General features: G+C 53.0%; 10 protein-coding genes. All 10 read right to left on the bottom strand.

What is annotated here, in order from left to right; genetic code table 11:
- Window positions 1-1,620, bottom strand: a complete 1,620-nt coding sequence (locus ACLTX1_RS08380; RefSeq protein ID WP_412330744.1) for a site-specific DNA-methyltransferase — start codon at window positions 1,618-1,620, stop codon at window positions 1-3.
- A 152-nt stretch (window positions 1,621-1,772) separates the two neighbouring features.
- A complete protein-coding gene (locus tag ACLTX1_RS08375) occupies window positions 1,773-3,632 on the bottom strand; it encodes an AAA family ATPase (RefSeq protein WP_412330743.1) in 1,860 nt (619 codons plus the stop codon).
- 148 nt (window positions 3,633-3,780) lie between these two features.
- Window positions 3,781-4,152 (bottom strand): TnpV protein, encoded by a 372-nt coding sequence (locus ACLTX1_RS08370; RefSeq protein ID WP_412330742.1) that lies wholly within the window; start codon window positions 4,150-4,152, stop codon window positions 3,781-3,783.
- Window positions 4,153-4,531: 379 nt separating this feature from the next.
- Window positions 4,532-5,608 carry a Gfo/Idh/MocA family oxidoreductase gene (locus ACLTX1_RS08365; protein ID WP_308449366.1) on the bottom strand — a complete coding sequence of 359 codons (1,077 nt, stop codon included), beginning with the start codon at window positions 5,606-5,608 and terminating at the stop codon, window positions 4,532-4,534.
- Window positions 5,609-5,634: 26 nt separating this feature from the next.
- The gene (locus tag ACLTX1_RS08360; RefSeq protein ID WP_308449367.1) at window positions 5,635-6,399 is read right to left on the bottom strand and encodes a ThuA domain-containing protein; all 765 of its coding nucleotides are present in this window, start codon (window positions 6,397-6,399) and stop codon (window positions 5,635-5,637) included.
- 233 nt (window positions 6,400-6,632) lie between these two features.
- Entirely contained in the window at window positions 6,633-8,345 is a 1,713-nt protein-coding gene (locus ACLTX1_RS08355; RefSeq protein ID WP_412330741.1) for a sensor histidine kinase, read from the bottom strand.
- 89 nt (window positions 8,346-8,434) lie between these two features.
- Window positions 8,435-9,343, bottom strand: coding sequence for a carbohydrate ABC transporter permease (locus tag ACLTX1_RS08350; RefSeq protein WP_308449369.1), 909 nt, complete (start codon window positions 9,341-9,343; stop codon window positions 8,435-8,437).
- Between the two features lie 25 nt (window positions 9,344-9,368).
- A complete protein-coding gene (locus tag ACLTX1_RS08345; RefSeq protein WP_412264598.1) occupies window positions 9,369-10,259 on the bottom strand; it encodes an ABC transporter permease in 891 nt (296 codons plus the stop codon).
- Between the two features lie 107 nt (window positions 10,260-10,366).
- Complete coding sequence (locus ACLTX1_RS08340; RefSeq protein ID WP_412330740.1) at window positions 10,367-11,980, bottom strand: response regulator; 1,614 nt, start codon at window positions 11,978-11,980, stop codon at window positions 10,367-10,369.
- A gap of 136 nt (window positions 11,981-12,116) precedes the next feature.
- Window positions 12,117-13,526, bottom strand: coding sequence for a hypothetical protein (locus ACLTX1_RS08335; protein ID WP_308449372.1), 1,410 nt, complete (start codon window positions 13,524-13,526; stop codon window positions 12,117-12,119).
- Window positions 13,527-13,725: the final 199 nt, after the last annotated feature.

Below are 13,725 nucleotides of genomic sequence, written 5' to 3'. Positions count from 1 at the left end.
TTATCCCTCCAATTCTTTGTAGTAATAATCCGGAATAACATTCACTGCAATGTTATATTCCTGCAGCGCTTGCGCTTGCTGAGCGTCCAGCAATACATCGTGCCCCATATAGAGCTTTCGGCATCTCTTACAGATACCTTCATCATCCAAAAATATCTCTAACTCCTCATCCGTCAGCACGATGGCAATTTCCTCGTTGCCCGTAAAATTGATGCCGTTTTCCAGCTCCACCAGCTCCCGGATATGGCGGAGCAGTTCATCGGCGTACTCGTAGTACATACGATCCGAAATAGGTACATAGTCAACTTTATAGTATTTCAGGCTGGCGGCATAGTCTTCTTTATCAATGACACGGCGGATGCGTTCGTAGGTCACATCCCGACAAATGCCGTTTTCGTTGTTGGTGCAGAGGATAAAGCGGCGGGTTCCACCATCCTCTGCGTTGAGCTTCATAACAGCGTGACCTGTTGTACCAGAGCCTGCAAAGAAGTCAAGTACGGTAGCATCTGTTCGTGATATCAATCGTAGTGTGCGTTCAATTAAACTTGTAGGCTTAGGGGTTCCAAATGCGCTCGAACCAAAGATTTCTTTGATTTCACTCATTGCGCTTCGGGTTGTTCCAACATCTTTTCCAAACCAAATTGTTTCTGGCGTTCGTCCTTCTAATGTATCCAAATATATCTTCCTAATAATACGGGTCTCATCTTTGCTAAAAATAATTTCACCGCTTTTAATCTTTTCTTCTACCGTTTCTTTACTCCAACGCCATCCATTAGCACAGGGTTTAATCACATTTCCGGACGGAGAAATAATGTCGTAAATTAGGTTAGGTCGATATAATGCATTGCGTACATCACCACTCCTCCATCTTCCCCGAGGATCGTTATCTGGATTTGCATAGGCCTTATTGTCTTCATCTGTGCGAGGCAAAGAGTTCAAAACAAACTGAGCTGTCTTCTGATAGCACAAAATATAGTTATGATGCACCGAAAACGTCCCTGAATATCCTTTAGGCTGAATGCTATGTTGCCATATAATACTCGCAAGGAAGTTTTCTTCCCCAAACAATTGATCGCACAGTAGCTTTAATGCAGCTTGCTCATTATCATCTATGGCAATAAATATTACGCCATCGTTTTTTAGCAATCTCCGTGCTACCAATAACCGCTCGCTCATGAATGAGACCCATTTGCTGTGACGGAATGTATCTGTCAAATCAACACGAGAATCATCATATCCGAAATCTCCGTTTCTTGTGTTATACGGAGGATCAATAAAAATTAAATCTATATTTCCCCGATGCGTCTTTTCCAACAGTTTCAGTGCGGCAAGGTTATCCCCTTCAAGCAGGAAATTCATCTGCCCGCCGTGGTCAATAAACAGATCTGCATCCTCGGTCAGCACCGGCGTATGGGTATCCAACACCTCATCGATTTCCTCCCGATGCTCCTCGAACACGAGACCGTACTTTTTCCCGTTCACATCTTTTTCGAGTTCGGACAGGTAGGAGAGCAGGTTGCCCGTATTCTCATCCTGCGGTGCTGCGGCGATAAAGGCACGAATCTGCTTGATTTTGTCCAGCAGATCGTCCCGCTTCTTTTTCGAAATATTGGTGCTCATCGTGCATCCTCCAATATGGTTTAATTCATAATTTCTGCCCCAAAGTGCCAATTTGGCACTTTGGAACCACCGTGTTGGCACTTTGGGATTTCACCAAAGTATCAATTTGATACTTTGGAAGCTGAAAGCTGATACTTTGGAATTCTCACTCCTCATCCAACTGCCACTTCGACCTTTTTACCGCTGAAGGCCACGCCGTATTTATAAATCGTCCTGACCCCGGCTGTCGTCAGCTCGGTTTCGTATTTCTTATCGTTGATCTGCTGCAAGGCCGTCTCGGACAGCTTTTTCAGCTGCTCATCGCTGCAATTCTTCTCCGTTTTCAGCTCAATCAGGATGCCCGGAAGTCCCTTTTGCGTGGGCTTCAGCTGAATGTCATAGCGCCCGTCGCCGGATTCCCGGTTGGAGGTCACGAAAGCGCCGCCCAGCAGGGCGCACAGGCCCAGCATAAAGCCGTGGTAGAAGTTCTCCCCGGCAGTATCGAAGGAGCTGACCGACTGGGTCAGCAGCGTCTGTATCTGCACTTTCAGCCGTGCGTTATCGCCGGAGAAGATGGCTTCCTGAACGGAAATCGCCGTGGACGGCGGGATCAGATTCTCCAGCCGCTGCAAAATCTCCTTGTTATACACCAGAGAAATCTCCCGGTTGGGCAGGGAGACATCGCACATAAAATCGCCGCTGAAGGAGGGCGTGGTTTTCAGCGCCTTCAGATAGCCGGTCACCAGCAGGAAGCTGTAAATGGTGGAGGGATTGCTCTTGATCTGCGGATAGATCACGCCGGTGTCGATGAAGGTGGTGAAGGTCTCGCCGTTGACCAGGGAGGTCAGACGGTTATAAATCTCCTCGTCCGCCTGGGCAAGCACTTCCCCGATAATATCGTTGCTGCCGGTGGAGACCCAGAAGGGCCTCGGCTCACACTCGTTGCTGAAGTAGTTGACCACCGACCACGGGTTGAAAATTTCCGTCTTGCCGAAGCGGTAGCCGTCGTACCACTGGCAAATCTCGTCATACTTATCGGCAGCGCCGTAGTATTCCGCCATCTCCATCACCTCGTCGGCGGTGAAGCCGAAGTAGGCGCTGTATTTGTTGTCCAGCACGGAGTTGATGGACAGGTTGTTCATCCCGCTGAAAATACTCTCTTTTGCCACCCGCAGAATGCCGGTGAGGAAGCCGAAGGACAGGTGCTGATTATCCTTGAAACCGCCGGAAAACAGGTTCCGCATAAACCGGATGACCTTGTCGTAATAGTCCTTCTGGTAGCCCTGCTGGATGGGGGTGTCGTACTCGTCGATGATGATAATGGGCGCAACGGCATAGTGCTTGTGCAGCATAGCGGACAGGTCCAGCAGTGCCGAAGCCAGCTCTACCTCGCTGACCTTGCCGTCTGCCAGCTTTTCATAGGTCTTTTTGCTGTACTCGTCGCACTTATCGCTGGCCAGCAGCTCCTTGTGCCGCCGGGTCTCCTTTGCGAAAATATCCCGGATGGCCGCAAAGGTCTCCTCCCAAGTGTCGAACTTCACATCCTTGAAGGTCAGGAAGATCACAGGGTACTTGCCCTGATAATCCCGGTACTTCTGGCCGCAGGCCCAGATCTTCTTATCCCGGAAGTAGACGGAGGTATCCTTGTCGCTCTTTTCAAAATAAGTGCGCAGCATATCCATATTCAGCGTCTTGCCGAAGCGCCGGGGGCGGGTGAACAGCGTCACCATCGGACGCTCGTCGATAAAGTCCTTGATCATCATCGTCTTATCGATGTAGTAGTATTCCGACGATGCAAGGCAGTAGTTGGACACGCCGATGGGCAGGGGCAGCTTCGGCGCGCGCTCCGTCTTGCGGAAAGCGCCCGTCTTGAGCCGCTGATCCGCCGGCTTCTGCGTATCAGCGGGGATCAGCCAACGATTGCCCTGCTTTTTCGCACCGGCGATTCTCCCATTCTTGCAGAGCGTCGCAACTCTCCGCTCCGTTATATTCCAGCGCACTGCTGCCTCTCTTACCGAGATCATTTCAGCCATAGGGGATACCTCCACGCATAAAATCACAAGTACATTATACCCGAATAAAAGAATAATGTCAACAAGGTTCGGAACAATGCCGTTTAAAAACAGCATTGTTCTTTTCTGCACACAAAACAAGCGGAGGTCATCGACCTCCACTTGCTCATCATCCGTATACAATTTCCTGCATTACGACCTCATTTGCCCGATGTCGGATGCCGTTCATTTTTCGCACCCACGCCTGCGGGTCATTGGCCTTTACCTCCTCCGTCACGCCCTCGGTGTCTGCGTATTGTTTTACCAGCCGAAGAAAGAGTTCCTGCGCCTGCTCCTCGATGTCTGCAAGGTGCCCGTCCAGCGTCCCGGCGGTCAGCAGGTTATAATACAGCACCCGGTGATGTTCCTTCAGATAGGCTCGCCGCCGCTGGCCGTAAACACCAATGGGGCGTTCTTCTTCGGGTGGTAAGCAAACATCTGGCAGGCAGTAGTCGCCCTGCCTTGTGTAAGTGCCGCCCAGCTGCTCAAATAGCGATTTCATATGTGATCCTCCCATTCAAAATTTCCCCGGCAGGTCTGCAATGCAAAATGCACCCGCCTTTCGGTTACAGTCTACCAAAACCGAAAGGCAGGTGCGAGTGTGCGAATTTCAGAATCGCACATTATTTCTTCATCTTCCTGTTGAACTCATTCAGCGTCTGGATATGCCAGAGGCTTTTGGCTTTTTGCGCGGCCTGCACGCTGGCGCTGATCGCGCCGTTCACCACGCTGTGCATGTACACGCAGGGTCACACGGATGTTCAGAACGGCCTGATCCTCTCGATCGTCATGGTGGTGCAGGTGTTCTTCTCCTCCTTCGGCAGGATCCTGACAGATACGGCCTGGCGCGGAGGCGTTATCTGTGGGAAAGGCCGCAGCTCTTACAGAACAAGCCATTTGCCCTGTTCCGCGGAGGCCAAAACAGCATCTACGGCCTGCTGGTTTTTCAGACCGTCTTCGACGGTGGCGGCCAAGCCGTCCCCTTTCTTCAAAAGGATGTCGGCAAAGCTCTGCATCTGGTCGCTGCGGCACCGGTCCGGAATTGGCAATCTGGAGAACACGCGCCCCTCGGCGTAAACGTCGCCAGTGCAGACCTCGATAACATCTTCTTCGCCCGGCTGCGCGTCCAACGAATATACGATGGCACCCTCACTACCGTAGATTTCCATGCGTTGGTAGTTACCGCGCCCGTAGCCGAAGCGTGTAATCTGGAAGCTGACGGAGATGGCATCCTCCATATCCGCCATGTAATTACAGAAATCGTCGACGTCTACCGGGCCCATCCCGGTGCCGTCCAAATTCTGGCGCTCGTGGACGTACGTGCCTACATGGCCCACAAGACGCGTGTACTCCTTCCCGGTGACGAAGCGGACGAGATCCAACGCATGACAGCCCAAATCGCCCAGCGCGCCCGAGCCCGTACGCGACTTTACAAACCGCCATACACGCGGCGTGTTGAAGCGCGGCAAGCCCCAGGCTTGAAAATACTGCATGTCAACGTGGTACACCCGTCCGATTTTTCCGCTTGCGATCAGCTCCCGCGCATAGCGAGCCGCCGCCTTGAACCGGTACGAAAAGCAAACCATGTTGGGCAATGCCTTGACGCGCGTGGCCTGTGCAAGCTGCTTCGCCTGCGCCGCCGTCATAGTGATCGGCTTTTCCAGATCGTACGGCTTGCCGGCCTCGATTGCTGCCATGGCAATCTCAAAATGCGCGTCGTTCGACGTGCAGATGTCCACTGCGTCCACATCCGGACAACGGATCAGGTCGTGGTAATCCGTAAACCGGCGCTCCGCGGGGATGCCGTATTTCTCGCCGACCGCATCCAGCTTTTCCCGGTCAATATCGCAGATGGCCACAAGCTCCAGATTCGGGCTCTTGCGTATGCCGGGCTCATGCACGCCGGACCAGATGCCGCCTACGCCGACGGAACCAATTCGAATGACTTGATTTTCCATATACAATTTCTCCTTTTAACGCGTCCTTATTTCGGTTGATGCAGCCCCTGTATGCTGTGCTCAAGCTTGCCGTGTACTTCCATAATGGCGGGCGGATTGCCGTAGGTGACAGGCGGAAAATCAATCGGCGTAGCCCATTTGACCGCATTCACGATGACCTGCTGGATCTCCGGCTGATAATAGATTGGGAACGCCTCATGACCCGGGCGGAAGTAGAACACCTTACCCTTGCCGCGGTGCCAGCAGCAGCCGCTGCGGAACACCTCGCCGCCCTCGAACCAGCTGATGAATACCTGCTCGTCCGGTTGCGGGATATCGAAGTGTTCGCCGTACATCTCCTCGTGCGGGATCATAATCTTCTCGTCCAGCCCCGCGACGATCGGGTGGCTCGGATCGATGACCCAGAGAATTTCCTGCTCGCCGTCCTCGCGCCACTTCAGCCTGCCCGAGTTCGTGCCGCAGACCTTCTGGAAGATTTTCGACGCGTGGCCCGAGTGCAGCACGATCAGTCCCATACCGTCCAGCACGCGGCGGTACACGCGCTCGACGATCTCATCCGCTACCTTGTGGTGCGCCATGTGGCCCCACCAGATCAGCACGTCGGTGTTGTCCAGCACGTCCTGCGTCAGGCCGTGCTCCGGCTCCTCCAGCGTCGCTGTCTGCACCGTCATGCCCGCTTTCTGCAAAAAGTCGGCGATGCACCCGTGGATGCCCTTCGGATAGATAGACGCAATTTCCGGAAACTGCTTTTCGTGCAGGTACTCGTTCCATACTGTTACATGAATTGCCATTTTATTTTACTCCTCTCCAATGTCGATGTCAGTTGATCTTCTGCGCAGCAGTCACTCTGGGACGATGTCCGCTGCCTGCTTAAAAACGGTCTGTCTGCCTCCCTTCCAAAAGAAAGCGGGTATTTGACCCGCTGCCGTGCGTGCCGCGGCTTTTCTTTCTTAATTTAGAATACTGAATTCACAACAGCCAATCTATAATTTTCCGGTTAGAAAATTGTGATTTTTATGTCGGTTTACGGTTCGTTCGGCGATTTTATGCGGGACAGCTTGATGCGCACTTCCACAATAGCGCCGTAGTTGTCAGCCATGTTGGAAAGCTGGAAAGTCGCGTCGTTGCCGTAAATCAGCTTCAGGCGCTCTTTCAGGTTGGACAGCCCAATATGCCGCCGACCGTCCCGGTAGATTTCCCGGTCGTGCAGGATGGCGTCCATGACCGCATCGCTGAATCCTTTTCCCGTATCGGAGACACAGCAGTAAAGCCAGGTCTCGTTGTCCATGACTTCTTTTGTCAGGAACAGGGAAACCTCCACAGGTCGCTCATAGATGGCGTTGTGCTGTATGGAGTTTTCGACCAGTGTCTGCAGTATCAGCTTGGGGATGAAGTAATCCCGAAGATCCTCGTCGACGTCTATAGTACAGGAAAAGGCATCGCCGTACCGCTTGTGCTGCAGCTGTATGTACAGCTTTACGTGGTTGATCTCCTCGGAGATTTTTCGTAGGTTGGCCGTCGGGCCGAACAGGTATCGGATATAGCCGGAAAGGTCTTCGAGCAGTTCCGTAATTTCCCAGTTGCTGTCCCGGTCGGCCAGACTGTGCACCAGGCTCAGGCAGTTGAGGAAGAAGTGAGGTCGGACCTGTTCCTGCAGCAGCTCCAGCTCGGTCTGCTTCTTGGTGATCTCCTGCTCATACAAGGCGATGCGCATGTCCTTCAGGCGGTGTGAGAGCGTTTTGAACTGCCGGTTGATGGTTTCCAGCTCCAAAATGTCATTTTCGTCCAGCCGATCGAATATCTCCTCCGTCCCGACGTTCTCCAGACCGGTCACGAATTTCGTGAAAGGGTGGAACAGCCACCTGTAGCAGAGCCGCACGACCAGAATGACCTCCAACCAAAGCAGGACCATTTCCATGTTGAACAGGCCGAGCTGGAAGTGGACGTTTTGAAGGATCTCTCCGTCCTCAACCTTTTGAATGTACGCGGTGCCGAGGTTTGCAAGCGGGTATGTGTATACCTCGGCGCCGTCGGCGATGGCTTGCTCGGCCTGTTTTCGGTAAGCCTGCGGCGCAATCACGCGGCCGTCGTTCCACCGCAGAAAGGAAATGACCGAGTAGCTTTTCGGCATATCGTTGATTTCCGCAAAAAGCTGATTCAGGTCGATCAGGCAGGCGAGCATGATCTCCTTCTGTCTGTACCACCCCAGTATGTAGGCTTCCTCTCCACTTGTCAATATTTCCCAGCATACCTGGGTGGACAGGCTGTCCTTCTGCTGACGCAGCCGCTGCTTTACCTGACCGGTAATGCCGAAATCGTCCGTCGATGCAAAAGAGAGGCCCGTAGAGAATGCAAGCAGGTCGGATGCCGGCCAGTAGAGAAAGGACTGCTTAAGCTCCGGATAGCGTGTCTTCAGGCTGCCAACGAGGTCGCTGGCCATAAACAGAACGTCGTAGTATCCACCGTCCCGGGGACTGATATTTTGAGGGATGCCGGGAAGGATATTCCGCAGATTATTGGCCAGCATGAGAAACTCCTGATTGATGGACTGGATTTTCCGGTTGATGTTCTTTACGTACAGGATGGCGGTTTCCTCAATATATTGATCCTCCACAGCACGCAGCGTCTGGCCCAGATACAGGTGGATGACGGAGAAAATCAGAAATAGCCCCAGGAACAGAACAGAGAAAAAGCGCAGCAGTACGCGCAGTCTCTTTTTCTTATATATCTTGACCACCTCCCAAAATCGGTAAAGTCTAAAGAAGAAAATACCGAAACCGGACTGCTGCAGAACAATACGGCAGTCCGGTTCAGCATTTTTCCTTATTATCCCTTCACAGAGCCCAGCATAATGCCGTTATTGAAATACTTCTGTACGAACGGATACAGCAACATGATGGGGAGAGAAGAGACCACAATGGAGGCGTACTTAATCAGCTCTGCCAGTTGTCGTGCCTCTACGGCAGCCGCGCCGATTTGCGTCATACCCATCATCTGGTTGTTAATCAGGATGTTGCGTAGCGCAATCTGGATGGGTTGGAATTCGGGGCTGCGTAGATAGATTAACGCGTTGAAATACCCGTTCCATTGTCCAACGGCCGACCACAGGGCGATCACGGCCAGAACGGCTTTGGAAAGCGGAAGCGCCACGATGAAGAAGTATCTGACCTGCCCGCAGCCGTCCAACTGTGCGGCCTCCCACAGTTCTTCCGGAATGGTGTTCTGAAAAAAGGTACGGCCCACGATGATGTAGTAGCTGGCGACCGAGAACGGCAGGATCATCACGAGAGGGTTGTCCACCAGATTGACCGCCTTCACAACCATATAGGTCGGAATCAGGCCACCGGTAAAAAACATTGGGATGAGATACATGGCCATCAGCGCGCGCTTGCCGAAGAGTTGCTTTCTGGACAGAGCAAACGATGCGGGAATGTTGACGGCTAGGGTGATTGCTGTGCCGCCAATCACGTAGAGAATTGTGTTGCGATATCCGGTCCAGATGTCGTCAAATTCTGCCAGCTTTTCATAGGCCCGCAGGTTAAATCCATTCGGAACCAGGACAATCTCGCCGGAGGATACCAGAGCAGGGTCGCTGATCGATGCGATCAAGATGAAGTACATGGGGTAAATGGCAATCAGGATCATTAACCCGGTGATGATGTACACCACGGTGTCGAAGATAACGTCTCCTTTGCTACGGCGCACTTTATTGGATTTTCTGATGGTTGCTTGCATGATAGTTCTACCGCCTTTCCACTTTTTAGAACAGGGAGTCTTCCGATATCTTCGCCGATATGAAGTTGAACACCAGAAGAAGAATAAGGTTGATCACATTGTTAAACAGGCCGATGGCGGCGGACAGGCTGTACTGAGATTTCAGCAGGCCCATCTTGTAGACGTACGTAGCAATGATTTCGCTGGTTGCGTTGTTCAACGAGTTCTGCAGCAGGTAGACCTTCTCAAAACCGACGCTCATCACGCTGCCCATGCGCAAAATCAACATGATCATGATGGTGGGAAGAAGAGACGGAATATCGATGTGGAAAATCTTATGCCATTTGTTTGCGCCGTCGATGGTTGCCGCTTCATAGAGCGTGGGGTCTATGGACGACAGCGCGGCGATATACAGGATGCTGTCCCACCCGATATGCTGCCATGCTTCGGTCCAGACGTAGATGTGCGGGAACGCGGAGGCGGAACCCATCAGGTTCGGCATATCGATGCCGACAAAGCTCAGTAGCTTTGCGATGATACCGCTGGACGGAGAAAGAAACAGCATGATCATGCCACACATAACAACAGTGGAGATGAAGTGCGGCAGATAAGTCGTCACCTGAAAGAATTTCTTGTAGCGCGACGACGTAATCTGCGAACAGATCAGGGCGACGAGGATAGGCAGCGGAAACATCACCACAATAGAGTAAATGCTGATGACCAGCGTGTTCCGCAGGATAGGCCAGAACTGGTAAGAGTTGAAAAAGGTGGTGAAGTTTTTAAAGCCGACCCATTCGCTGCCGAAGATGCCCAAACCGGTCTTGTAATCCTTAAAGGCGATAGTTACGCCGTACATGGGAATGTACGTGAACACAATCAATAAGATCAACGAGGGCAAAATCAGCAGGTAAAGCGGCACGCTCCGCTTCAGCAGCAAAAGCCTGCGGCTTTTTTTCTCTTTTGCGGATATAGCGAATCCATTCGCGTGCATAGTTTTCTCTCTCCTTTATGTTTAGATTCACCGGGATAGTTCTATCACGGCTTTCAGTGTGGCAGTGCATAAACCGGGCGCAGCCCGCAAGAGCGGTCAGCGATCCTTTCCGGGTTCTTTTCAGGTTCTTTCCAAGTGTCCTCCGTCCCGTGCAGATGGTACATTCTCCACTCGTTCGGGGTAAACCCGGTATAATCGTGAAACGTTTTGGAAAAGTAGGAAAAATTAGAGTAACCGACGCGCATGGCGACTTTTCCAATCTTGATGTCCGGGTACTCCAGAAGCTCCTTGGCTTTTTCCATCCGTTTCTGGGCGATGTATGCCGGCAGCGTCATCCCGACGGCGCGCATGAACTGCTTCGAAAGATAGTCTTCTGACATGAACACGAGCTTCGCCAGCATTTTTCTGGACAGATCTTCTTCCAGATTGTCAAGAATATATTGGCATACGGTAGTGATGGCGTCCGACTTGTGATCCCGGCTGTCTTCGACAATGCCGAGGATCTTGTGCATAAACCAGGCAGTCGCACACAGGCTGGAAACAGCAAAGGTTTCCATCTGGTCGTACTCCTCTGAGTCGATGATATCCTCCAGAGACATATCCCGGCTTTGCAGGTAATTGGACAGCATCAGCGTGCAGGTCCGCAAAAAAACCGTCAGTCGGTTCACCGTCCATCCTTCTTCCGCTTGGACCCGCACCATTTCTTCCCGAATGGACGCTTCTAGACTTGTGAGGGGACCGAAGCCAACCAACATTTTTTTCCATGTCTTTAAGGGGAAAGAGCGCCGCTGTGTCTTGTCTGCGGGCAGGTCGACTCCCTGCGCGATTCTCTGCATATCCGGAACGGTGTGCTTTTCCAGCTGGCAGAGCGCCTCCCACATGGACACTGCCTGCCCGACGGTGCCTTTTTCTCCGCAGTATGCGCAGACCTGAAGGCCGATCCGCGCCTCTACGGCGTCGAGAAACGCCGCCAGCGGCGCGCGAGGAAAGGGATCTTTCCCTGTGGCACGGCAGACCAGGATCCATCGGGTCTCGCTCAGGCGAACGACGGTTTGCAGGGCGTTCTGGTCGGCCAGATCCAAAATGGCCTGCCGGACCAGCGGCCTGCCATAGTGCGAAGGGACGGGCTGACCGGGCACGGGGACAAAGCGCAGTAGGAGAATCGCGAGACTGGAATTTTCGGTCAAGCCATGCTTTTGCGCTTGACGAGTGAAATCCGCCTGTTTGACGGCGCCGTCAAACAGGGCGGCCCACAGGGTTTCCAGCGGTTCCTCCTGCCAGCCGCGCCGTGCATCCAGAAGCCCAACAACCCGGGAAATCGTCTCTTCCAGCTCCTTGGCCTTGATGGGCTTTAGCAGGTAGTCACAGACATCGAACCGCAACGCACTCTGGGCATAGGAAAATTCTGCGTAGCTCGAAAGGACAATGCATTCCATCGACGCGTGGTTTTCCCGAATCCACTTGAGCAGCTGAAGACCGTTGCCACCCGGCATTTCGATGTCGCAAAGAACGATGTCTGCCTTCGTCTTCGAGAGAAACGCGATGGCTTCCCTAACGGAAAACGCCGTGTATACTTCGGTGATCCGCAGCCGGTTCCACTGCAGGGCCGACTTGAGCTCCTCTACAAAGGTCCGGTCATCATCTACAATCAGGATGGAATATGCCATAGCTTTCTCTGCCTCCTAACGGGTCGGGGTATCGGTTCTGCAGGCGCTTTTCACCATTTTACCGTGAAAGGCCCGGTAAATTTCCGAAGAAGAGATAACCCGGCGCCGCCGTGATCACCTCTTCCTTCGGTTTCGATCAGCCCATCATTTCCACATAGGCGTCATAGGCGCCCTGATCAATCTCAATCAGTCTCTGCAGGCCCATGGCGTCCAGCTGCTGCAGATAATCGTCCCATTCTTCTTCAACGCCGCCTTCGGTAATCCAGTGTGCCCACTGGGCTTCCACGTAACTATTAATGTCTACGTTCAAGGCGGTTCTCTCGTTGATTTCGTCATCGGTGAACTTAATCGTACCCGGCCAAGCGTGCAGCAGATTCGGGTTGTCGGCGTACTGCGCGTTGAGCTCGTCTTCGACCAGCTTGAGCCCGTCGCCCTGATCGGTGGGCAGCGTGACCTTTTCTTCAAATTCCTTGCGCATGTACTTGGGACCGAAATCGCGGGGAGAGTACCACCAGGCGGAAGTATCCAACGTGTTGTCCTTCGGCGTCAGAAGCTCATAGGTGCCATCGCCGTTATCCTTGATCTGACCGGTGGATATGGAGCCGTAGAAGGTCTGGAGCGAAACCAGATCGTCGTAGAACAGGTCGGCCCACCTCAGCACCTTTTCGGGATTCGGGCAGTTAATGTTGAGGATCAGCTCCTTATCGCTGTACTCTGTGCTCGCGATGCTCTGAGCGTTCTTCGTGCCCCATGGGCTTTCCAGCGTGGGCATCTGCACAAACTGCTTGGTATTGGGGCCAGCCCAGGAGTCTGCCGTCCAACCGGAGAAGATGCCGATCTGAGAGCCGCCTTCCTTTTGCAACTTGGCAGTGTACATAGATCCTTCTTGGGTGAAGTATTCCTCGTCCATCACGCCGAGCTCCCAGAGCTCGCGTAAATACTTGACTGCTTCTTTGTAATGATCTTGCGTGGGAACAAAGACGACCTTGTTGTTGGCGTCCAGCGACATGTGCTCGTCACCGCGCTCGATCAGGTCGAATGAATCCAGAAGCACGCTACCGTATCCGGGCTTGTAACCGCTGATCGGGATCTCATTGTTCGGGTCGCCGTCGCCGTCCGCGTCCTGCTCCTTGAAGGCGATCAGTACTTCCTTCAGCTCGTCGTAATTCGTGGGCATCTCCAGATTCAGATTGTCCAGCCATTCCTTGTTGATGTAGTTCTGGCTGTTCAGCTTCGGCCGGAAGGGGATCTTCTTCGGCAGGCTGTAGATCTGCTCGTTTCGGTCGGTGCAGGCCATGCGCATAGTGGGATCTTCTTCAAAGATTTTCATCAGGTTGGGCATGGTCTCCTCGTTGATCAGATCGGTGAGCTCCAGAAGCTTTTCCTTGTTCTGCACGATGTCGGAATCGCCGAGGCCGCAGGAGCCGAAGAAAGCGTCGGGCAGGTCGTCACTGGCAAACAGCAGTGCCTTCTGCTCACCGAAATCATTGGAGTAGTAGATTTGCCACTCGATGTCAATGTCGGCTTCCTTAGCCAGATCCCCCATGACACCGTCGGTCAAAAAGTCCGTGGGCCAGGTGTCGTTCCAGCGTACAGTTGCGATCTTGTACGTGTAGCCTTCCGCTGCGCCTACGGTTGTGTTCTGTTCCGCACCAGGGGATGCCGACGTAGAGTCCTGACCTGGGGTGCCGCATCCGGCAAGCATGGAAAGACTCAGACCGGCTGCCATGAGCAGAGCAGCAGTT

The organism is Hominenteromicrobium sp., assembly GCF_046974225.1.
Lineage (GTDB): Bacteria > Bacillota > Clostridia > Oscillospirales > Acutalibacteraceae > Hominenteromicrobium > Hominenteromicrobium mulieris.
This window is presented reverse-complemented; position numbering and strand designations above follow the sequence as displayed.

Bases quoted from the DNA above. Each gene is read 5' to 3' on its own strand.
- ACLTX1_RS08380 (WP_412330744.1), bottom strand. From the start codon at position 1,620: ATGAGCACCAATATTTCGAAAAAGAAGCGGGACGATCTGCTGGACAAA.
- ACLTX1_RS08375 (WP_412330743.1), bottom strand. From the start codon at position 3,632: ATGGCTGAAATGATCTCGGTAAGAGAGGCAGCAGTGCGCTGGAATATA.
- ACLTX1_RS08370 (WP_412330742.1), bottom strand. From the start codon at position 4,152: ATGAAATCGCTATTTGAGCAGCTGGGCGGCACTTACACAAGGCAGGGC.
- ACLTX1_RS08365 (WP_308449366.1), bottom strand. From the start codon at position 5,608: ATGGAAAATCAAGTCATTCGAATTGGTTCCGTCGGCGTAGGCGGCATC.
- ACLTX1_RS08360 (WP_308449367.1), bottom strand. From the start codon at position 6,399: ATGGCAATTCATGTAACAGTATGGAACGAGTACCTGCACGAAAAGCAG.
- ACLTX1_RS08350 (WP_308449369.1), bottom strand. From the start codon at position 9,343: ATGCAAGCAACCATCAGAAAATCCAATAAAGTGCGCCGTAGCAAAGGA.
- ACLTX1_RS08340 (WP_412330740.1), bottom strand. From the start codon at position 11,980: ATGGCATATTCCATCCTGATTGTAGATGATGACCGGACCTTTGTAGAG.
- ACLTX1_RS08335 (WP_308449372.1), bottom strand. From the start codon at position 13,526: ATGGGGGATCTGGCTAAGGAAGCCGACATTGACATCGAGTGGCAAATC.